This is a genomic window from Exiguobacterium sp. s46, assembly GCF_018618875.1.
Classification (GTDB): domain Bacteria; phylum Bacillota; class Bacilli; order Exiguobacteriales; family Exiguobacteriaceae; genus Exiguobacterium_A; species Exiguobacterium_A abrahamii.
In genome coordinates this window covers 622,727-644,151 of sequence record NZ_JACSMY010000001.1, presented here as the reverse complement: position 1 = coordinate 644,151, position 21,425 = coordinate 622,727, and the positions used below count along the sequence as shown (strand labels likewise).

25 protein-coding genes are annotated in these 21,425 nt (G+C 47.5%); 13 read left to right on the top strand and 12 right to left on the bottom strand.

The window, feature by feature from the left end:
- Position 1: 1 nt before the first annotated feature.
- The 4 genes from KNQ08_RS03315 to KNQ08_RS03300 all read right to left on the bottom strand — a co-directional run bounded on the left by KNQ08_RS03315 (position 2) and on the right by KNQ08_RS03300 (position 1,485).
- Positions 2–508, bottom strand: coding sequence for a hypothetical protein (locus KNQ08_RS03315; RefSeq protein WP_214804674.1), 507 nt, complete (start codon positions 506–508; stop codon positions 2–4).
- 29 nt (positions 509–537) lie between these two features.
- Positions 538–921: a hypothetical protein gene (locus KNQ08_RS03310; protein WP_023468029.1), complete on the bottom strand. Its 384-nt coding sequence runs from the start codon at positions 919–921 to the stop codon at positions 538–540.
- On the bottom strand, positions 914–1,123 hold the full coding sequence (locus KNQ08_RS03305) for a helix-turn-helix transcriptional regulator (RefSeq protein WP_058705222.1): 210 nt from the start codon (positions 1,121–1,123) through the stop codon (positions 914–916). The genes KNQ08_RS03310 and KNQ08_RS03305 overlap by 8 nt, the downstream gene beginning before the upstream one ends.
- A 137-nt stretch (positions 1,124–1,260) precedes the next feature.
- Positions 1,261–1,485: a DUF2188 domain-containing protein gene (locus KNQ08_RS03300; RefSeq protein WP_029341445.1), complete on the bottom strand. Its 225-nt coding sequence runs from the start codon at positions 1,483–1,485 to the stop codon at positions 1,261–1,263.
- A gap of 146 nt (positions 1,486–1,631) precedes the next feature.
- Between KNQ08_RS03300 and KNQ08_RS16815 the strand changes: the two genes are divergently transcribed.
- The 3 genes from KNQ08_RS16815 (at position 1,632) to solA (ending at position 5,536) form a co-directional block, all read left to right on the top strand.
- The gene (locus tag KNQ08_RS16815) at positions 1,632–2,102 is read left to right on the top strand and encodes a DUF2975 domain-containing protein (RefSeq protein ID WP_214804672.1); all 471 of its coding nucleotides are present in this window, start codon (positions 1,632–1,634) and stop codon (positions 2,100–2,102) included.
- A gap of 532 nt (positions 2,103–2,634) precedes the next feature.
- A complete protein-coding gene (locus KNQ08_RS03290) occupies positions 2,635–4,332 on the top strand; it encodes a methyl-accepting chemotaxis protein (protein WP_214804670.1) in 1,698 nt (565 codons plus the stop codon).
- A gap of 70 nt (positions 4,333–4,402) precedes the next feature.
- A complete protein-coding gene (solA, locus tag KNQ08_RS03285) occupies positions 4,403–5,536 on the top strand; it encodes an N-methyl-L-tryptophan oxidase (RefSeq protein ID WP_214804668.1) in 1,134 nt (377 codons plus the stop codon).
- Positions 5,537–5,598: 62 nt separating this feature from the next.
- On the opposite strand, the gene KNQ08_RS03280 is transcribed toward solA, so the two are convergent.
- Positions 5,599–5,847: a hypothetical protein gene (locus KNQ08_RS03280; protein ID WP_231681812.1), complete on the bottom strand. Its 249-nt coding sequence runs from the start codon at positions 5,845–5,847 to the stop codon at positions 5,599–5,601.
- Between the two features lie 149 nt (positions 5,848–5,996).
- Between KNQ08_RS03280 and KNQ08_RS03275 the strand changes: the two genes are divergently transcribed.
- Positions 5,997–6,515 carry a transcriptional regulator gene (locus KNQ08_RS03275; protein WP_214804666.1) on the top strand — a complete coding sequence of 173 codons (519 nt, stop codon included), beginning with the start codon at positions 5,997–5,999 and terminating at the stop codon, positions 6,513–6,515.
- A gap of 76 nt (positions 6,516–6,591) precedes the next feature.
- Complete coding sequence (locus KNQ08_RS03270; protein WP_214804664.1) at positions 6,592–7,677, top strand: hypothetical protein; 1,086 nt, start codon at positions 6,592–6,594, stop codon at positions 7,675–7,677.
- A gap of 229 nt (positions 7,678–7,906) precedes the next feature.
- Here the strand turns inward: KNQ08_RS03270 and KNQ08_RS03265 are convergent, their stop codons facing one another.
- Positions 7,907–8,257: a cupin gene (locus tag KNQ08_RS03265; RefSeq protein ID WP_214804662.1), complete on the bottom strand. Its 351-nt coding sequence runs from the start codon at positions 8,255–8,257 to the stop codon at positions 7,907–7,909.
- Positions 8,258–8,454: 197 nt separating this feature from the next.
- Here KNQ08_RS03265 and KNQ08_RS03260 point away from each other — a divergent pair, with 197 nt between their 5' ends.
- Genes KNQ08_RS03260 through KNQ08_RS03250 form a run of 3 tightly spaced genes read left to right on the top strand, consistent with a single transcriptional unit; the run spans position 8,455 to position 10,330 of the window.
- Complete coding sequence (locus tag KNQ08_RS03260; RefSeq protein WP_064300069.1) at positions 8,455–8,682, top strand: PLDc N-terminal domain-containing protein; 228 nt, start codon at positions 8,455–8,457, stop codon at positions 8,680–8,682.
- Entirely contained in the window at positions 8,679–9,563 is an 885-nt protein-coding gene (locus KNQ08_RS03255; protein WP_214804660.1) for an ABC transporter ATP-binding protein, read from the top strand. The genes KNQ08_RS03260 and KNQ08_RS03255 overlap by 4 nt, the downstream gene beginning before the upstream one ends.
- Complete coding sequence (locus KNQ08_RS03250; RefSeq protein ID WP_214804658.1) at positions 9,560–10,330, top strand: ABC transporter permease subunit; 771 nt, start codon at positions 9,560–9,562, stop codon at positions 10,328–10,330. Before KNQ08_RS03255 ends, KNQ08_RS03250 begins: the two co-directional genes overlap by 4 nt.
- 46 nt (positions 10,331–10,376) lie before the next feature.
- Here the strand turns inward: KNQ08_RS03250 and KNQ08_RS03245 are convergent, their stop codons facing one another.
- From KNQ08_RS03245 to nikA, 5 genes are read right to left on the bottom strand one after another with little or no spacing between them, the layout of a single operon-like run.
- Positions 10,377–11,174, bottom strand: coding sequence for an ATP-binding cassette domain-containing protein (locus KNQ08_RS03245; protein ID WP_214804656.1), 798 nt, complete (start codon positions 11,172–11,174; stop codon positions 10,377–10,379).
- The gene (locus KNQ08_RS03240; protein WP_214804654.1) at positions 11,171–11,977 is read right to left on the bottom strand and encodes an ABC transporter ATP-binding protein; all 807 of its coding nucleotides are present in this window, start codon (positions 11,975–11,977) and stop codon (positions 11,171–11,173) included. Before KNQ08_RS03240 ends, KNQ08_RS03245 begins: the two co-directional genes overlap by 4 nt.
- Entirely contained in the window at positions 11,974–12,819 is an 846-nt protein-coding gene (gene nikC, locus KNQ08_RS03235; protein WP_373954241.1) for a nickel ABC transporter permease subunit NikC, read from the bottom strand. The genes KNQ08_RS03240 and nikC overlap by 4 nt, the downstream gene beginning before the upstream one ends.
- The gene (nikB, locus tag KNQ08_RS03230) at positions 12,816–13,757 is read right to left on the bottom strand and encodes a nickel ABC transporter permease (RefSeq protein WP_214804652.1); all 942 of its coding nucleotides are present in this window, start codon (positions 13,755–13,757) and stop codon (positions 12,816–12,818) included. The genes nikC and nikB overlap by 4 nt, the downstream gene beginning before the upstream one ends.
- A gap of 12 nt (positions 13,758–13,769) precedes the next feature.
- Positions 13,770–15,380, bottom strand: a complete 1,611-nt coding sequence (gene nikA, locus KNQ08_RS03225; protein WP_214769556.1) for a nickel ABC transporter substrate-binding protein — start codon at positions 15,378–15,380, stop codon at positions 13,770–13,772.
- A 251-nt stretch (positions 15,381–15,631) separates the two neighbouring features.
- On the opposite strand from nikA, the gene KNQ08_RS03220 reads away from it, so the two are divergent.
- A complete protein-coding gene (locus KNQ08_RS03220; protein ID WP_149427164.1) occupies positions 15,632–16,192 on the top strand; it encodes a hypothetical protein in 561 nt (186 codons plus the stop codon).
- A gap of 55 nt (positions 16,193–16,247) precedes the next feature.
- Here KNQ08_RS03220 and KNQ08_RS03215 read toward each other — a convergent pair whose 3' ends face one another.
- Positions 16,248–17,204 carry a sensor domain-containing diguanylate cyclase gene (locus KNQ08_RS03215; RefSeq protein ID WP_214804650.1) on the bottom strand — a complete coding sequence of 319 codons (957 nt, stop codon included), beginning with the start codon at positions 17,202–17,204 and terminating at the stop codon, positions 16,248–16,250.
- Between the two features lie 386 nt (positions 17,205–17,590).
- Here KNQ08_RS03215 and KNQ08_RS03210 point away from each other — a divergent pair, with 386 nt between their 5' ends.
- From KNQ08_RS03210 to KNQ08_RS03195, 4 genes are read left to right on the top strand one after another with little or no spacing between them, the layout of a single operon-like run.
- Entirely contained in the window at positions 17,591–18,583 is a 993-nt protein-coding gene (locus KNQ08_RS03210; RefSeq protein ID WP_214804648.1) for a siderophore ABC transporter substrate-binding protein, read from the top strand.
- A 20-nt stretch (positions 18,584–18,603) separates the two neighbouring features.
- Positions 18,604–19,599 carry an ABC transporter permease gene (locus tag KNQ08_RS03205; protein WP_214804646.1) on the top strand — a complete coding sequence of 332 codons (996 nt, stop codon included), beginning with the start codon at positions 18,604–18,606 and terminating at the stop codon, positions 19,597–19,599.
- Complete coding sequence (locus KNQ08_RS03200) at positions 19,596–20,660, top strand: iron chelate uptake ABC transporter family permease subunit (protein ID WP_214804644.1); 1,065 nt, start codon at positions 19,596–19,598, stop codon at positions 20,658–20,660. The genes KNQ08_RS03205 and KNQ08_RS03200 overlap by 4 nt, the downstream gene beginning before the upstream one ends.
- A complete protein-coding gene (locus KNQ08_RS03195; RefSeq protein WP_214804642.1) occupies positions 20,657–21,409 on the top strand; it encodes an iron ABC transporter ATP-binding protein in 753 nt (250 codons plus the stop codon). The genes KNQ08_RS03200 and KNQ08_RS03195 overlap by 4 nt, the downstream gene beginning before the upstream one ends.
- The last annotated feature ends 16 nt before the right edge of the window (positions 21,410–21,425 follow it).

Here is a 21,425-nt window from a genome sequence, read left to right as displayed (position 1 = left end):
CTCACTTTAGGTTCTTCGACTCTAACTCTTTGATCCGTAGGTAGACTTCTTCTACTTCTGTTTGCGCAAACCAGGCATCGGGGTGCTTTTCAAACATCAACAAATTGATATACCATTCGATGTTATCAGGATCTAATTCGACTGCTTTTTTTGCATGGAACAAAGCGATTACGCAAGCTCCCTCGAGATGGCAAAGTGGATGTAACATCAATGAAGACGTCAAATCATGTATCTCGCTTGTTTCATGGTGTTGGAGTAAATAATTCATAAAGGCATATATCGTGAGATGAAACGTATCAAACCCTGCACTCAGAATCATGTTGGATTGCTCTTCTTTTGTTAACTCTAAAAATAGTTTCGCTGCTTTCTCGAAATCCATCTCGGCAATATGTTTCCTTAATCGGTACTCTAATTCCGTCACGGTGATTCCCTTCCTCCATAAAAAATCGCTGTTAATTGGCACTTGCACTATTACACGAGTCGTCTCTCCCAGTAATGTATCTAACATCCGTTGCAGAAGATCGACTGGCATTCATTTCATCGATAGGATCGTGCCTTTAGGAATTCAATGATCGGCAACAGTGTCAGTCCGATCGCGAACAAGACGATCAATAACAGATTCGCTGATTCATGTAAAAAGTAATCGAGACAGATGAATCCAAAAATCAGGACAATCAGGATTTTGTAGCTAACGAGGCCGCTTTCCGTCGTAATCTTTTTGCCGAGTTCATCTTCTGGCACAGGACGCTCGTCTTCTCCTGATCGTGCCCACGTAAAATACGAGAAGAACATGATCAACAAAATCGCCAATTGAACGATGGAGAAGAACGTTACGTTGTTTTCGATAATCATACTAATGATGGTAAGGCTCGCCACTATCACGAGCGTTACTAAAAATAAACCCGTTTTTTTCTTAGACATCCCATTCCTCCTGTTCTGAAATGAACAGATGATCGACTTTTGTCCGTAAGACTTTGGCGATATTAAACGCTAATTGTAAAGTCGGATCATACTTGTTGTTTTCAATCGCATTAATCGTCTGCCGACTGACCTGACAACGATCAGCCAGTTCTTGTTGCGATAATTTTGCCGCTAGACGTCGCTCCTTGATGTGGTTTCTCATGTTCATTCCTCCACGACGTGTCAAATTCTTTTTACATCTCTACTGTAATGAACTTCCATCATCATGTCAAAAACTTTTGACATAAAAATCATTAAAAAGACACGCTCTCATGATCAGAACGTGTCGTATATGATGGCTCAACCTCGTGGTGGAAATGGATCATGTCCGTAGGAATCTTTTTCCCGAATCTGCCCTTCTTTGTTATGAATGACGAGCTCTGTCTTCTGACTTTTCGCAATGCGACGCCCTTCTGCAATCGCTTCTTTCTGTGTAGCGAATCGTTTGGTTGCTCGAGTCGCACCGGCAGCTTTCACTTGATAGCCACCTTTTGGATGCGGCGTGACATGTTGCTCTCGTTTCATCACGTGACCTCCATTTCCTTAATCTATTTCATCTTCATGACACTATTTTAAAGTGCGGTTGCCTCTTCACTTGAATTTTCTACTTGCCTCTCGGGGGATGCAGTATACTAAAAGAAACGTTTGTTGCCTCGAAAGGAGTTGATATCGTGAATCATTTCGTCTGGCAAGTTCGGTTTTTACGCTTTATCGTCTTCGGTATCATCTTCAGTCTGTTCGGTTTAGCTGGTCTTGGTATCCCACTTGTCTGGCATGGTATCACGAAAAACTTGTTACTCGAGCGACCTGGCTACAGTGTTCTATTGACCGCATACCTTATCTTCATCCCGACTCTTTTGATTTTATTCCATGCGCTCCGAATCCTTCGATATATGTCGATGACTCCTCCGGCTTTTCCACTCATCACAGCTTCCATTCAATCGATGAAATTGTGTTTTTATATCGTTACGATTCTTACGACATGTCTGTTCCCTGTCTTTTTCTATATTGGTCAGATTGACGACGCGCCTGGTCTGATTATCATCGGAATCGGTTTGATTCTTGCTCCGTTGACAATCGGAACGCTACTTGCCTGTATCCAACAATTATTATTACGCTATGTGTTGCCTATGAAATTCTAACGTGAACGACCGAAAAACAAGTTCTCATGATTGTTTTTGTCATTCTAGCCGTTGCTTTTCCTACCTATACACTTTGTTCAATCTCGCTCCTAAGAGCGGGATTTTTTAGTTCGCGTCACATTGATGGCTATCCTGATGTCCCTGTTTCAACAGAATCTTCGATTGGCAACGTAGACATGTCATCAATCGAAATGTGGTTTTTTTTGTGCTGACCGCGTGTCTTCGTAATTCATTTTCATATACATGTCTTGCCTTGATTCGATGATCGACTTCACTTTCCATCTCAATCCCTCTTCCCTCAACTTGTATTTTTTTCTATCTAATATGTGCCCTGAATCATTCTTAATAAATCCTTTTTTAAGAAAAAACGGTTTTTCTTACGACCTTTTATAAAAAAATCGTCAAAAGGTCCTGTTTAATATGTATTTTAACGACCGATAAATGAATTACAGATAGAAAATATGAGTTGAAAGGACGGTTGCATGTGAAAAACACAACCAAGAACCATTCCATCCGAACACGTCTTTTAGTAATGATTAGTTTGATTTTGATTGCCTTTTTTGTTTTTAGTAGTCTGGCCTTATACTTCAATACGAAACAAACTGCAGTCTCAACGCTGAAAGCGACCGCCGAAAAGGACGCGCTTCGCATCAGCAAAACATTCGACACAGTGGCTTATAGCGAATTCCTACAATCGCCTGTCGCGTCCGAGCAGTATGAAACCCTACGGAATCAACTTGATAACTTACGTAAACAAAACGGACTCTTGTATACATACACAGCACGCATCGACCAAAACAAGGTCCATTTGCTGATTGACGGTCTCCCTAAGAAAGATGCCGCAAAGATTAATGAACCGGCGAGTGGCGCAAAAGTTACTGACATGAAGGACGTATTAAATGATGGAACACACGCGACGGACATCATTGATGATCCTGTATATGGACAGTATATGAGTGTCTACGTTCCGTTAAAGGATGCGTCTGGTCAAATCATCGGAATTCTTGGCGTCGACATCGCTGCGAAGGAAATCGATGCCCTCACAACAGAATTATTAAAACAAAATGCACCGATTTTCATTGGACTTTTACTTCTTCTGTTAACGATCACACTCGTCTTGCTCTACTTCGTCCTCGGTCGAAAATTACGTCCGCTCGAGACGTTACAGAAAGTCGCTGCCTTGATTGCCGAGGGGCGACTGGATCAGGCAAAACAGACGTTGACCGATTTGACGATTGCTTCGAGAGACGAAATCTATGCGCTTGCGATCTCGATTCGTGATATGAACGAGATGCTGCGGACGATGATTGTCGACATCAAACAGACAGCTACTCTCGTCTCGACGACGAGTCAATCGATTGATCAAAGTACATCAGAAGTGCTCGACGGTTCCGAACAAATCGCTCATACGATGTCGGAAATCGCGACCGGAACAGAAAGTCAGACGCAAGTCACGCTTTCGTTGAATGACGAGATGAATCGATTCGCAGCATTGATCGAGACGACGAATCAGTCTGGTGTCGAAATTCAAGGAACGACGGAGCAGATGGCAACACTGACACGAGTCGGACGGGATCAAATGTCCGCTTCCGTCGAACAGATGCGCCACATTCATCAGCACGTCACGCAGTCTGCTGAACAGATTGATTTACTGAAACAGCAATCATCGGATATCCAAACGCTCGTCGGTATCATCCGCGGTATCTCCGAGCAGACGAATCTACTCGCCCTTAATGCCGCGATTGAAGCGGCACGAGCTGGTGAACAAGGAAAAGGATTCGCTGTCGTTGCGACCGAGGTCAAGAATCTCTCAAGCCACGTCGCTAGCAGTGTCAGTGAGATCGCAACAATCGTCACGTCGATTGAAGCCAGTGCGCAGCAGATGCAACATAGCTTCAAGACGACGGTCGAAGCAACAGCAGCCGGTGAACAGATCGTTCTCGATACAGATACGACGTTCGAACGGTTGACGGATCAAGTCACGCACGTCTCAACGGCAACACAGCAGATGACCCAACAGATGGAAGACGTCTTGCAGGCAGAACGGTTCATTCGTAATGCCTTGACGGAAATTGCTGCTGTCGCGGAAGAACACACGGCAAGTAACGAGGAAGTTGCCGCTTCATCTGAACAGATGATCGCGACGATCACGACGTTGCATACGCTCGTCGGCAATTTGAACGAGCGGACAGAACACTTAGAACAAGAAACCCGTCGATTCGAGATTTAATCTTTCATTTGTTCTTTTCTAGTTCTCACTCTATACTGGTGTGAACTTACATATGAAGGAGTCGAACCAGATGTCCCATTATGATGTCATCATCGTCGGTGCCGGATCCATGGGGATGGCAGCCGGCTACTATCTCTCACGAACCGATCAAAACATCTTACTACTAGACGCCCATAATCCGCCGCATGATCAGGCGAGCCATCACGGGGAGACTCGGATCATTCGCCATGCGTACGGTGAAGGAGAAGCTTATATGCCACTGGCGTTAGCCGCGCAACGCTTATGGTACGAGTTGGAACAAATCAGCGGTCGAAATCTTTTTCTAAACACCGGAGTCTTGAACGCCGGTCACCGCTCGTCCCATGCGATGCAGACGATCATTAGGAGTGCAGCGCAATACAATCTACCGCTTGAGATTCTGACGGCTGAGGAAATGAGAACGCGCTGGTCCGGCTTAACGATGCCCGACGAGTATATCGGTTGTTTTGAACCGACGTCCGGTGTGTTGAAGTGCGAGGATTGTATTGAAGCGTATCGCGATCTTGCTGTCGCGAACGGCGTCGACATCCGGACGAATGCGAAAGTGACGACGCTTACTGCCCACGCCACTGGCGTTGACGTGACAGTCGGATCAGACACCTATTCGGCTGACGCGTTGATCGTCGCAGCCGGTGCCTGGTCTGGTCCGTTACTAGAACAGACTGGACTCTCCTTACCGCTACGCCCGGTCCGCAAGACGTTCGCCTGGTTCGAAGCAGCGGAAGAGGTATTTAACGACACGGTGTTCCCTGCCTTCGCCTTTGATACACCCGCCGGTTATTATTACGGTTTTCCAAGCATTGCTCAAACCGGCCTGAAAATCGGACGTCACGACGGTGGCATTCCCGTTGATCCAAATCAACCACGCCGTCCATTCGGTCAAGAGACGGGTGATCTGGCTGATTTACGACAGTTCACGAATACGTTCATGCCCTCGATCGATACTTTAACTCACGGCAAACCGTGTCTCTATACGATGACGCCAGACGAGGACTTCATCATCGATTTGCATCCGGACTATCCGCATATCGCAATCGCCGCCGGCTTCTCCGGTCACGGGTTCAAGTTCAGCAGCTTAGTCGGAAAAGTACTCAGTGAATTGATCATGCAACGATCGACGACTGAACCGATCGGACCTTTCGCGATTAAGCGTTTTGCGAAATAAGGCATATGAAACAATAAAGACCGGCAACGAAAATTCGTTGTCGGTCTTTTGATGTGCATATATTATTTTTGCTCTGTATTCGATAAGGCTTTCTGCTGCGCTTCCGTCGATTTCCACCAGCCGTTGATGAATAGGACGAGTCCGACGACTAAAGCAATGATTGGGAAGTACATCAAGTGATATTCTTCAAGTGCTTCGCCAGCAAATTCCGGTGATAATTCCACATATGCTCGGAACATCTGAACAAAGAAAAATAAGAAAAAGCTTGTAATGAGTGCATATGTACCATAGCGATAGTTTGAATCTTTCATAATAAACGCTCCTTTACCAATTAGTGTCATTATAGACTATTCCCTATTCACTTTTTATTTCCTCTTTTTTCATTATCATTTTTAAGAATGTTTCCAAAAGCATGATAAGATAGTTTTAGAATCGATTGAACGAAGGAGTGGAACACGTCGTGAACTTTAACTTATTCAAAAATCATGTCCGTTTTAAGATTGCACTCGAATTGATTGATCGCGAAGACGGCTTATCAATCATGCAACTGAATCAACGTTTAACGGATGTACCGCAGTCGACCTTATACCGGCAAGTCAATGCGATGATGGACGATCAGTTGTTGAAAATCGTCGCCGTCCAGCGCGTCGGAAAAGTCGAGGAAAAAATCTATGCCTTGAACACGAGCGGTTATCAAATCAGCGAAGCAGACTGGAACAGTGCGACGTACGATGAAAAAGTGAACTTCGTCTCGTTCTACTTCATGTATGTCTTGCAGCAGTACCAGACGTACTTCGAACAGACCGTTCAAACGCATGGTCAGGACCACTCGACGTTCTCGATCGCGAAATTGCACCTGACGGATGAAACCTTCAATGATTTTCAACAGGACATGCGGACACTGCTCGAAAAATATCATCACCTAGAGACAGAAGACCAGGCAACTGAACGGACCGTCTCACTCGTCATCTTGCCCTAAACACGCTCCGTTTCTAGAAGCGTATTTTCACCAAAATGAAACGAGACAACATTGCGAGGGAGAGAAAATAGACCCCATGAAACGGATCAAAGAAAATCTTGATGCAATTGTGCTGGATACGTTGAACGTAAAAGCAGAACAGATTCTAAAGATTGGTGAAGGAGCTTGGCACACTGTATATAAGTTAAAGAGAGTAGATGATCAAGACCTTGTGATTCGCATAAAAAAGAATGAAGCTTATGGGGAGTTGCAACAGATTGATAAACAAGAGCTGACTACAGAGTATGAGTCTACGAAAGCTTACTATTTACATGCCAATACAAGTGACCAAAATGTCTGTCCTGACTTTTATCAGTATTTTATTGAAGATGACACAGTATTTACAGTAGAAACGTTCATGGGTCGTGGAACGGATTTATTGTTACTCGATCAGAATAAAGCCCATTCTTACGGTAAGAAATTAGGGAGAATTTATCACAATATACACAACCAGAAAACCTCTATTGCAGGTTTCGGGGAATTGAACTGGCAAGGGAAAACTTTACAAGGTAGTGATTTAAGAAACAAGGATAAATTATGGCAGGAAGAAAATGAACATGTCTTAACCGCCTTAAATGCTCTCATTCACTCTAATCTTTGCTTTGATAAAGAAAAAGTCGGTAAACATATTCATGCTTTAATTGAAAATAGACGAACTCAGGTTCAAAACATCTCTCTCGTGAATCAAGATGTAACACCAGAAAATTTAATTTTAAGTGATAAACACATTGCAATCATTGACCCGTTTCCAAGATTGGACTTTGATTTGAAATATGCAGCTTACTTTGTTTTTTGTTACAATTTTTTGTTACCAGCCTTCTCAAATGCTCCACGATACATAAATCAAGCATATCAAGAAAAAAGTTATGTTCTTAACAAAATAGCTGATGGATTCATAAGCGGATATTGCTCTAACGTGGTTGGAGACGAACTCACCACTCAAACTCGACGGATACTGGATGATTATACATTATGGGTATTGCAAGAAGCTTATGAGCACTACGACATTCTAAATCATCCTCATCTCAATCATAAAACAACGCAACAGATGGGGAATCGAGAAATGATCACTGCTCGGTTACATTTATGCCTCGAAGAATTAGAAAAATGGTGTACGGAATAAGAATAGAGGCTGACGTAAACTTTAGTCTCGACAAAGATAAAAAGAATGACGCTTTACACGCCACTCCTACAGGAAAAGCGCATTTTTGCGCTGTCAGAGACAAACAAGACCCGCTTTCCTGCTTGAATGAAGCAGGAAAACTGGCTTGTGTCTCGCCTGAGGAAAGGGCGTGAGAAAGCGAATCATTCTTTTTTTGAGTCAACTTCTTTATGTATCCCACTTAGTTTCGTCATACGGAAACGAGAGATGACGTATCCAGTGACTCACTTTCGATCACGATCGCTGTTAAACCCGTATCCGTCTTCGTTTCGTGCCATTCTCCTTGTTTCCAAAACACGGCTTCCCCACACTGAACATTTATGTAGTCATCCGTTTCCCCTCTTACAAAGTCCTCACCCTCTACAATTAATAGAAGTTGCGGCACGACAGCCTGGTGATAACCGACCACGCCATCCTTCTCTAAATGGATGCATCCGATGTGCGTCACTTTTTCCGTCTGCATGATCCGTGACATCACAAAGTTCGAATCAAATTTCGTGATCTTCTTACCAACCTCTTTTTTGAATTGATAAATCTGCATATAAGCCTCCTTAAAATCATGATTCGTTTGATAGTTCGTTTTTCATTTAAACTATTTGATTCAAATCGCATTTGGAAAATTTTGATAAGAGAAGTTTATCATAGCTCTAACTGATTGAGAACTAACGATGATTCGTCTATGGCATTGACTTTTCTATTTTCATTATTGATAATGGTAATAGAAAAGGAGGGTTTTTTATGAACACAGATTTCTCTGCCTTATCACAAATCAACTGGGAACAATTCCTGCCCCTATTATTGATTTACATCTCCATCAACCTGATTCTACTCAGCTGCGCCTGTATCGATTGGTTTAGACGGAAGGACCGGATCGCGACACCGACTACTTGGTTATTGATTATTCTCCTCGTCCAGCCGATTGGCTCGATTCTCTACTTCGTCCTCGGAAGGAGGATGACAGCATGATTCAGATTTCTCATCTCCAGCTTTCACTTCAACGACGTCTTATCTTAGACGATATTTCCTTTACGATTCACGAACATGAATGTCTTGGACTGATTGGTCCGAATGGTGCCGGAAAGACGACACTCCTGAAATGTCTGAGCGGCATGATCGAGAGTGACCGTGGTTCCATCACGATGTCTTCGCGCTCCATCCGTCAACAGCAGCAATCGATCGGCTACTTATCACAACAGACCGACTTTAAGCCTTGGATGACGTGCGAACAATCATTACGTTTTTTCGGTCGCTTGTCAGGTCTCGATCGCGCAACGTTAAATAAGCGGATTCCGGACGTTCTAAATGAAGTTGGACTCCACGATCAACAAACAGAAGTCATCGAACGCTTGTCCGGCGGGATGCGCCAACGTCTCGGAATCGCCCAAGCCATCTTACATGAACCGATATTTTTGATTCTCGACGAACCGGCTTCCGCCCTTGATCCGAGTGGTCGACATGATATCAATCAATTGATCCTCCGCTTAAAGAAACGGATGACGATCATCGTCTCAACGCACCTCTTAGAAGACGCAAAGACGTGTTGCGATCGCTTCCTCGTCATTAAACACGGAAAATTGTTAGGTCCACTCGACAATCAACGCAACGTGGATCAATATCGGATTCAAGTCGAGACGCTTACAGCTGCCCCGTATTTTTCTGCGACACGATTTCCACGAGTCGAGATTGATCGAATCAACCCGTGCTGCTATCAGTTCTCCGCGCAGCAGCCGCTTGATCTCTCGCAGTTAGCGACTACTCTGATTCAGCTAGGATGGTCGATTGCTTCGATTGCCTATCAACCGATCGGACTCGAGGAACGGTTCCTCGACATGGTGGCAGACGTATGAGGACCTTTTATACGCTGACATGGACCGAGTGGTTGGAAGCATGGAAAGAATGGAAGATCGTTTGGTTACCGCTGTTCTTCATTGCCCTCGGGGTGACACAACCATTACTGTTGATGTACATGGATGTCTTGCTCGCACACGTCGGAAATGCAGACGGAATCATCGTTGATCCGAATCGTCCTACTCCGCAACCGCTTGACGTCTTCAGCGCAACAATCCATGGGCAATTCAATCAGCTTGGCTTGATCGTCCTGATCATGAGCTTCATGGGACTGCTCGCTTCAGACCGACAAACCGGCATGCAGGATTTCATTCTGACGCGCCCTGTCTCTCGGAATGTTTATCTGCTGTCGAAATGGTTCAGTCACGGGATGATCAGTCTATTCGGGATTCTGATCGGCGCACTCACGTCCTATTGTCTGACCGTCTATTGGTTCGGATCCCTTTCGCCGATGCTTGCGCTACGCATCATCCTCGATTTTAGTCTTTGGACGTTATTCGTCGTCGGTCTGACACTACTGATCAGCACCTTTTTGCGACGTGCTGTTCCAATTGGTATCCTGTCGCTCGTCGTTTCCTTACTACTTGTTGCACTTCCTTCGCTAATGCCAGATGTATTATTTTTCACGCCTGGTGCGCTTCTGTCGCTTCCATCGAACACGTCGTTTTTTTCTTCGTCCCATCTAATCGGTGTCGCTTCTTGTCTCGTTTGGATTACCCTAACACTTGGCTGGTCTGGTCTTCGGTTTCGAAAAACGCCTTACTAATCCTGCTCTACAATAAAAAAGGATAACGGAGCCGTTCAGCCGTCCGTTATCCTTTGTTTGATTGTGTCTTTCGAATCGTTCGTTGCCTTGGATGCACGGCAAGCTTTGCTTGGCGCATCCGTTCAACGGCAGGATCCGTCGCAGCATCAAATGCAACTAGACTCGGGTAATGCCCGACGAGGCGTCCTTGCTCTAAGATCGCGAAGCTGTCGCAAAGTTGCTCGGCAGCTTTAATGTCATGGGTGATGAAGACATATGTTAACCCGTGTAGCCGCTTCAAGTCAGCTAACAATGCAAGAATCAATCGTTTGTTGACCATGTCGAGGCTACTGACTGCTTCGTCTAAAACGATCAGACGTGGTTCAGCAGCAATCGCTCGCGCAATCGCGATTCGCTGGAGTTGCCCGCCACTGAAATGCGCCGGATATTTTGTTAGATCCGTCGCCTTGAGCCCGACTTGTTCGATAAGCGTGACGAGACGCTGTTGCCGTGCTTCGCCCTCTAAACGAATGAAGTTATCAAGCGGTTCGGCGATGATATCGGCAGCCGTCAGCTTCGGATTGACCGCAGCGAAGGAATCCTGAAAGACGACTTGGACGTCACCTCGAAATGGTCGTTTTGTCGCGTGGCGATCGACACCGTTGAACCAAATCGTTCCGGTCGTTGGGCGTTCGAGTCCGAGCAACAATCGTCCGAGCGTACTTTTCCCGGCACCACTCGACCCGAGCAAGCCGAGACAGCGTCCCGCTTCAAGCGTCAATGAGACATCGTGTAAGACAGTCTTTGCTGGTTGAAACCGGCGTTTATAGACGTGTGAGACTTGATCGATCTGTAGTAAACTCATCCGAACGCCTCCCTTCCTAGATGCTGGGCGAGAAGTGACTGTGTATACGGATGTTGCGGTCGATCAAACAATTCAAAAACATCTGCTCGCTCAACGATCCGTCCTTGCTGCATGACGAGGACATCGTCTGCAAGTTCAGCGATCACACCGAGATCATGCGAGATGAGTAACATCGCCGTTCCGTAAGTCGCCCGCATCCGTTCGAGTAATTCAAGAACCGTCTTCTGATTGAAGACATCGAGTGCCGTCGTCGGTTCGTCGGCAATCAAGACGCTTGGGCGCAGGGCAACGGCTAAGGCGATCATGATCCGTTGCAACATCCCGCCACTCAGTTCGAATGGATAAGCTTTGAGCAATCGGGCGGCGTCCGTCAGATTGACTTCTTCGAGTGCCGTCATCGCTTGCTGTTTCGCTTCACGTTTTGAACAACGTGAATGGGTCTGAATCGTCTCGATCATCTGGTGCCCGATCGAATAGACCGGTGTGAAGGCACTCATCGGATTTTGCATGATGAACGCAATCTCACCGCCTCGAATCGTTCGGACGGTTCGTTCGGATAGAGACATGATTGATCTGCCATTCAGTTGGATGTCACCGGTGACGTCTGTCGTCTGCGGATTGAGCAGACGCATCAAAGCGAGACTCGTCACCGTCTTCCCACAACCACTCTCTCCGACAAGACCGAGGATCCGACCAGGTTGAATCGAGAATGATACCTCTTCAATCAGTGTCACTTGTTGTTTCGTACGGACGGTCAGACCATCGACAGCTAAGATCGGTTCGATACGGGCACCTCCTCTCATTTCATTGTTTTTGACACACCGAATCGTTCTGCTAACTGTTCTCCTACTAGGTTAAAGCTGATGATGACGAGCATGATCGCAAGTCCCGGATAAATCATTAATTCCGGATTCGTCCGGATGTACGATTTTCCTTCGTGAATCATTGCCCCCCACTCGGCAGTTGGTGACTGGACACCAAGCCCGAGGAACGACATCGCCGAGATATCCATGATCGCCCAGCCCATCTCAAGCGTTCCGATGACGAGCAGCGGCGGTAAGATGTTCGGCAGGATGTGCGTCCGAATGATCTTCCACGAAGACGAACCATTGACGCGAGCAGCAGCGATGAACGCTTCCGTTTTCAGCGTCATGACCATTCCGCGGAACATCCGCGCGTAGTAGACCCACTGGACGAGCATCAAGGCGATGATGACCTGCTTGAGACCTGGACCGAAAATACCGACGAGACCGAGGACGAGAATCAGACTCGGAAATGCCATCACACCGTCACACAGGCGCATCAAGAGCTGGTCAACCCAACCACCACGGTAACCGGCAAGTGTTCCGACGAACAATCCAATCGCAAGTGAGGCGACGAAAATCAACACGGCACAGCCGAGTGAGATCCGCGCGCCGTAAATCAAGCGCGATAAGAGGCAGCGTCCGAGCTGGTCGGTTCCGAGCGGATAGGCTGACGACGGACCATGAAGCTTTTGCGTCAAGTCGACGAGGTTCGGATCATGCGGTGCGATCCATGGCGCGAACAACGCAATGCCTGCCATCCCGATTAAGACGAATGCACAAAGATAAAGAAGCGGTGTATACCGCGACCGGATCATCGTTGCTGGAAGTGGAGTATTCATACCGTCCCTCCTTTTTTCGCTAGTCGTGGATCGAGCACGGCTTGAATGATGTCGACGAGCAAACTGCTACCGATGAAGACGAGGGCAGCGAGAAAGACATAGCCTTGGATGACCGGCATGTCCCGGTCAAAGATCGCTTCAATGAAGTAACGACCGAATCCTGGCCACGAGAAGACGGTCTCGACGATGATCGTTCCCGTCAGCAACTTCCCGAGGTTCATCCCAAGACCCGTGATCATCGGTGGAATCGCCATCCGGAGAACGTGTTTACCAAGAATCCGTCCTTCCTTTAAGCCACGTGTCCGGGCAAACAAGACATACGGTTCGTTCAATGCTTCAATCACACTGCCACGGAGCAATCGTGTATACAAGGCAATCAACGGAAACGCGAGGGTCAATGCCGGTAAGATCAAGTGCATCACACTTCCCGTTCCGCCGACCGGGAACCAATCCAGCTTTACGGCAAAGAAGAAGATGAACAGATACCCTAGCCAAAACGACGGGATTGAAGCACCTATGAAGGCGATTGCCCGACTGAGATGGTCAAAGAAGCCATTCTTCTTGATCCCGGCAAGGAACCCGAGCGGGATACTGATGACGAGTGCGAGCAGTAGACTCGTTAATGCCAACTCGACCGTCGGTGGTAAGCGGAGCAAGACATCTTCAAGGACCGGTTTTCCGGAAAGATACGATGTTCCGAAATCGAGCTGCGCCAAGCGGATGACGGCATCGAAGTATTGTTTGTAGAACGGTTGATCGAGTCCGAATTCTGCTCGTTTGGCAGCGAGCAGTTCATCCGTCGGTTGGATATGGGCAGCGGATAGATAGGCCTGTGCCGGATCAACCGGTGACAAATGAATCAACCCTGTCAGAATCAAGACAGCAAGTAACAAGATCGGGATGACGGATAATATGCGTTTGACGAGGAATACCCCCATGTCATCCCTCCTTTACTTAATGCCGATTCGGGCAAATGGACTCTCATCCCGGTTCGCCGGGAACTGGAAGTTCGTCACGTCCGACTGATAGACCGCCATCTTCTTCAAGTACGAAATCGGAATCAATGCCCCTTGATCTTGGAGTGATGGCAGAATGTCGGCGTACATCTTCTGACGTTTCGTCTCGTCTGTCGTTTTTAAGACATCTTTGATTTCTTGCAACAGTTGTTCTTTATTCGGATAAGCCGAAATCGCTTCCTTGAAGCCGAAGCCATCCGTATCAATCAGGTTCACGAACGTATGCGGATCATAAGGTGCACCGAAGTTACTATAGAAGTTGATGTCAAATCGGTTGTCTTTGAAGCGCTGGACTTGATCCGGCAGTTCGACAGCTTCCGTCTTCAGCTCGACACCGATTTTCGACCATTCCGACTGGAGTGTTTCGGCCATTGCCTTTTGGACCTGCTCGGCCGCATCATACATCATCCCGATTTGCAGCGGTTGACCATCCTTGACGCGAACCTTTTCACCTTTCGGCAGTTTCCAACCTGCTTCGTCAAGAAGACGATTCGCTTCCTTGACGTCATAATCTCGTTGCTTCACTTTTAGGTTCGACGTGTACGGCATATTCGGTGGCAACAGGTAGTCAGCCGGTGCTTCTATTCCCGACGTGATCCCTTCGACGAGAGCGGCTTTATCAAACCCGTGCTGGAGCGCCTGGCGGACGCGTTCGTCAGACAGACGCTTATTTTTCGTATTCAAGACGAGGAGACGCGTCGCGACTGGTTCGGACATTTCTGTCTTGTAGGATTTATCCGTCTTCAACTGGTTGAAGGCATCGATGCTGATCGCCCCTTCACCGTAAATCAGATCAACCTGTCCTTTTTCGAGTGCTAAGACACGCGTTTCCGCGTCCGGGATGATGTCGACCTTGATGTGATCGATGTTCGGCTTCGGACCCCAGTAGTTCTTATTGACCTTAAACGTCGCATACTGATCCGGTTTGTATTCGTCGAGCATCCACGGACCTGTCCCGACTTCCTTTTTGACACCCTTCGACGTATCGCCGTTTTCCGGGAATCCCGCTTCTCCGAGGAAACGGACCGGACGGACGACCGCGAGTTCCTGAATCGTCGGGTAGTACGCTTCGGATAATGTCAGGCGGAACGTCTTCGCATCAACGGCTTCCGTCTTCTCAATTTTCGTGATGAAGCCAAGCCAGCTATGTAAGGCTTTTTGTTTGAGGATCGCGTCAAAGTTCTTTTTGACGATCGCTGCGTCGAACGTCGAACCGTCCGAGAACTTGACGCCGTCACGGAGCGTGAACGTATACGTTTTTCCGTCCGGAGAGATCTTCCAAGATGAGGCTAAGTATGGCTCGAGCTTTCCACCTTCCCCGTAGTGAACAAGTGGCTCATAGATCATCGACTGCGCGAACAGTTGTGATGGGTTGTAGACGTGGGGATTCATCGCTCCAACGTCGCGTGGCCACGCGAGCGTCAATGTATCTTTATCTTTTCGCTCTCCTGTCGACTCGCCCGGGTTCGAGCAGCCGATCAATAATGATGTCAAAGACAGGATCGAGACGGTAGAAATCAGTAATTTTTTACGGTTAACGTTCATGGTAGGCAGAACTCCCAACTTGTATTGATAATCATTTTCAATTGTAAGAGGGAAAGGTAAGGATTGTCAATGGATAATCCAGATGTTAACTGGACTTCGAGACGCTTTTTGACAGGATTTCCACACTTAACTGAGAAATATTCTGAGTACATCTCTTTTTGTCAATAATTGTAATCAGATGCGTTAAACGGTATCCTATTCTGTATACTGCGTCTCTTGTCTAACAAGACGATTCGCATTGAAAGGATGATATGATGTCACGACTGGTTTCCTCCGTCTCGCTTGTATTTCTTGGTCTCCTCTTAGTGCTTCCTTTGCTGATGATCGATGGGCTGATCTTATACGTTGGAGATGCTTCCTACGACTCGTTCGTTGGTTGTCTGGTGTTTCTCCTATGCTTCTATTTCGCTAGTCTAGTCGTCAGCGTCGTCTTTGACGGGATGATGCGTGCACTCGGTGGACTGTTTAAGCATCGTTTCTCGAACATTCTGTTTGCTATCGTGGACGGTTCCGTCAGTTTGAGCGTCTTACTTTGGATGGATCTCTACGTGGAGTCCATCACGATCTCGCTTGCGACGAAAGTCGTGCTGGTATCTGTACATACGGTATTGTTTTACTTGATTCATCAATCGAGTGATTCAACTGCTTCGTCTTCTGAAGTCAGCGCACAACATGAGCCAATCGTCCAAGAAGCCATCCGTTTGTTAGAAGATACCGATCCTGTGTCCTGCGTTGAACAGTTATGCCTCAAGTACCCTGAGCTTCCGAAAAAGGATATCATTCGGATCGTCTATCGTCTTCATGGCAACTAAAAAGACCTGATCGTTTCTGAAGGGATTCAGAAGCGTCAGGTCTTTTTATATTCGTTCATTTCTTCGCCATCTCATAGAACTGATACGTATTCTTTCCAGACGACTTAGCGGAATACAGCGCAACATCCGCCTGTTGTAACAAGCCTTGCAACTCTGGACGAATCGCAGTGTCATACATCACGATCCCGATACTCGTCGACACACGGTAGTCCGTTTCCCACTCACTTAACGCAGCGACAATCCGCTCCGCAAGTCGTTCCCACTCTTCCCTCGAATCGGCGTGTCCGAAATGCAGAATGAACTCATCTCCGCCTAGTCGCACGGCTATCGCATCCTCCTGTTCGCGGACGAACTGTCGCAAGCGTTGTGCGACTTCTTGCAGGACGATATCCCCCGTCTCGTGTCCGAAAACATCGTTGACCTGCTTAAATCCATCGAGATCAAGGAAGAAGATGGCTCCTGTCTGTCCGGGATGATCATCGAACTGCTTCGTTAAGTACCGTCGATTATGCAGTCCTGTCAACGCGTCCTTCCAAGCATGACGTTCGAGCTCCAAGTAGTACAAGAAGAGTCGGACGATCCGTTGCAATAGCTGAACATTCTTCTGCTCATACAAGCTAACCCGATTATTGATCGCACATAATGTACCGAACGTCTCCCCGCTCGTCAAGACGATTGGAATACCTAGGTAGGAACGGACGTGAGCCTCCTCCAGTCCTTTTCGCCAATCGCCGAGTTGTTCCGCGTTCGGAATATCTTCGAGGACGACCGGCTGTTTCGTCTCGAAATTAATCAGTTTACATAACGATTGGTTCAATTCAATCTGCATGCCTTCGACCATTGGGATATCCACCTTAGCGTTCGCAATCTTCAGCATCCGTTGTTGTCCTGCTTCGATCGCTGATAAATACAGCATCTGCTCCGGTAAGATCTCTTTTGCGAAATCGAGCACATCGTCAACGAGCTCATCAAAGTTTTGATACATCTTCAATTCTTCAAATGGTTGATTCATAGAGCACCTCAATTCGAAGTCATTCTCTGCAATTTCTCTGATTTGAAAAACAAAAACGTTACATTTATTACCACTTTCTCTTTTGACTGTCGCTTAAACCTGTTTTCGTCAAAAGCGTCAAATATTCCTACTTCCATGACTAAATGAGAAAGATTATCATTTTTTTATTTTCGTATAGTTTATAGAAATAAAAAATTTAGACAGTCAATTGACTGGAAATGAGCATTGCGTCTTTCAAAATCGTCTGCTATCATTCTCGGTGAACATGACAATGATAATCATTATCACTTATTGAGAACAGATTAATCACGTAGGTATACATAATCCATCTGCTACTCAATCCGTGATCCATGTTTATCAAATCGAACAAGAGGAGCTGAATCATCATGGGGAAATGGAAAACACCACTCGTCGTGAGTTCGCTTGCTGTCTTATTGGCGGCATGCGGGAACGCAGGAGAAGCAGACACGAAGAAGGACGCAGAAGCACCGAAGACAGTCAAAATCAAGGACGCACACGGAACGGTCAACGTCCCGGTCGATCCGAAGAAGGTCGTCGCACTCGACAACCGGACATTCGAGACGCTTGCCGCATGGGACGTCGAACTCGCAGCAGCACCAGTCGGACTGCTCCCGGCTGAGTCACCGTATGCGAAAGATAAGGATATCGTCGATGTCGGCATGCACTTCGAACCGAACCTCGAAGCAATCGCTGGTGTCAATCCGGACGTCGTCATCGTCGGCCAGCGTTTCGCTGATCATTATGAAGACATCAAAAAACTCGTTCCGAACGCTGCTGTCATCGACCTTGACATCGCTTTACCGGAAGACTCTGGTACGCCAGGTGAATTACTCGTCAAAGGACTTGAAGATACGACTGAGACACTCGGACAAATCTTTGATAAAAAACAAGAAGCGGACCAGCTCGTGACGACGCTCGAGCAATCGATCAAAGACGTTAAAAAATCGTATAACGGACAGGACAGCATCATGTCGGTCATCGTCTCAGGCGGCGATATCGGTTTCTCGGCTCCGATGAGTGGACGTGTCTTCGGACCGATGTATGATCTGTTCGACTGGAAACCAGCCCTCGAAGTCAAACAAAAATCGGGCAACGACCAAGGGGACGAAGTCTCGGTCGAAGCAATCGCTCAAAGTAACCCGGACTGGTTACTCGTTCTTGACCGCGACGCACCACTTGGAAACGCTGAAGGTGCCGTACCGGCGCAAGACGTCATCGACCGCGCGCCTGCCCTGCAGAAAACAAAAGCAATCAAAGACGACAATATCGTCTACGCACCAAAAGACACGTACTTGAATGAATCGATTCAGACGTACTCGGAATTCTTCAACGATATCGCGAAAGCGCTCGAGAAGTAATGGCACACGCACAGCAACAAATGAATGGAAGAGTTGAGCCACCCGCTCGACCTTCCTTTTCTGTCGTTTGGACGAAGCCGTTCGTCTTGACCTTATGTCTCGTCTTAGCGCTCGCAGCGGCTTCCCTCTTCACGGGCGTCTACGAACTGCGGAGTGCCGCGAACGATTTCGATATGTTCTGGATCACGCGAGTTCCGCGGACACTCGCCTTGATGCTGACGGGTGCTGCGATGGCAATGGCTGGACTCGTCATGCAACTGATCACGCAAAATCGGCTCGTTGAACCGACGACGACGGGAACGATCGAATGGGCGGGACTCGGACTGTTAGCCGTTTACTTACTCGTTCCGGCACCGTCGTTGATGATGCGGATGACCGGAGCCATCGTGTTTGCGTTCATCGGGACGATGGTCTTCTTCTGGTTTCTCCGTTCGGTCCGACTGCGTTCATCGTTGATCGTTCCGATCATCGGTCTGATGCTCGGAGCCGTCATCTCCGCGATATCGACGTTTCTCGGATTGTTTTTCCGTGCCAGCCAAGCAATCGAAGGCTGGTTCGTCGGTTCGTTCGCGTCCGTCCAGATCGGTCGCTACGAATACCTCTGGATCATCATCGGTGTCACGGTCTGTATCTTCTTTCTCGCGAGTCGCTTGACGCTCGTTGGACTCGGGGAGGACATTGCGACGAGTCTCGGTGTCAACTACAATCGGTTGATGCTGATTGCGACTGGGCTGATCGCCCTATCAGTCGGTGTCGTCGCGACCGTCATTGGCAATCTGCCCTTCCTCGGCCTGATCGTTCCGAACATCGTTTCGATGTTTCGCGGTGACGATCTCCGTAGTAATTTACCGTGGGTCTGTCTGATCGGGATGGCAACGATTCTAATCAGTGATCTGATTTCACGCACGATCATCCGTCCGTTTGAACTGCCGGTCTCCTTGATTCTCGGAACGGTTGGAGCAGCCGTCTTCATCATCATTCTGTTACGTCGACGGAAGACTGGAGGTGTCAGATGAGTACTGCGATTAGACAACAGGAACATACACGAATTCAACCGAGCGTTACACGTGAAACCAATCGCCGGGCGTCTGCGTTTCAGTCGAAACGACTCGAGCGCCGCTACTGGATTCTCCTCATTCTGTTCCTCAGCGGTGGAGTACTTAGTACGATCGGTCTCTTGCTCTACAATAATCCGGTTCCGTTTGATTCTCCGTCCTTTTGGCCGGTCGTCGAACGCCGGATCACTGCCGTCATCACGATGGCGATTGCAGCAATTTGTCAAAGTCTTGCGACCGTCGCCTTTCATTCGGTCACGAGCAACCGAATCATCACACCATCCCTGCTTGGTTTTGATGCTCTCTACTCGACGATCCAGACATCGATGATCTTCTTCTTCGGTGCGGGAGCACTCGTCGACTTTACCGGCACGAGCGCTTTTTTGACACAGGTTGCAATCATGATCGCGATGAGTCTCTTATTATACGGATGGTTGTTATCCGGAAAATACGCGAACCTGCAGCTGATGTTGCTCGTCGGAATCATTCTCGGCACGGGTCTGAACTCGCTGTCGTCATTCATGCGTAAGATGCTTGCACCGTCCGAATTCGATATCTTACAAGCACGATTATTCGGTTCGGTCACGAATGCCGACGCGTCTTACTTCCCGATCGTCATTCCGGTCGTCCTCATCGTCGGTCTGTTGCTCTACTTCTCGTCAAGACGACTCAACGTCGTCGCACTCGGTAAAGAGGTCGCAACATCGTTCGGCGTCAATCATCGTGGCAGTGTCATCTACTTCTTGATTCTGATTTCACTCTTGATGTCGATGTCGACGGCACTGATTGGACCGTTGACGTTCTTCGGCTTTTTAGTGGCGACACTCAGTTATCAGGTCGCTGCGACGTACGATCATAAATACGTCTTCCCGATGGCATTCGCAATTGGTTTCTTCGTTTTGACGACTGCTTATTTCTTCATGTATCACATTTTCAACACGCCAAGCGTCGTCTCCGTCATCATCGAACTATTCGGCGGACTGATATTCCTTATCGTGTTGCTTAGAAAGAGGTCCCTATGATATCACTTGAACAAGTAAAAAAATCGTATACGGACGACGTCCGAATCGGTCCAATTGATTTAACGATCCCTAAAGGCGGATTCACGGCGTTGATTGGTCCAAACGGTGCCGGTAAGTCGACGACGTTGATGATGATCGGTCGTTTGCTTGATCTCGATGCCGGACAGATCGAAGTCGCTGGTATGGATGTCACGAGTAGCAAATCGAAAGACTTAGCAAAGATCATCACCATCTTACGACAGGAAAATCATTTCGTAACCCGGCTGACGGTCCGGCAGCTCGTTGGCTTCGGACGTTTCCCCTACTCACAAGGTCGCTTGACGGCAGACGATGAGACGATCATCTCGAAATACATTGATTTTCTCGAGTTGACGTCGCTTGAGAATCGCTATCTTGATGAATTATCGGGTGGTCAGCGGCAACGGGCATATGTCGCGATGGTACTCTGTCAGGAAACGGAATACATTCTACTCGACGAACCCCTCAATAACCTTGATATCGCCCGCTCGGTCCAAATGATGGGTTATCTACGACACGTCGCCGATACGTTCGGACGGACGATCATCACCGTCTTGCACGACATCAATTTTGCTGCGAAATACGCAGACCACATTTGTGCGATGAAGGACGGACAAATCGCCGCCTTCGGAACGGTCGCCGAAGTCATGGATGAAGCGCTATTATCCGAGATCTTCGAGACTCACCTTGAGATCATCGAAGGTCCATACGGTCCGATTGCCGTCTATTGATACTTTATATAGAAAT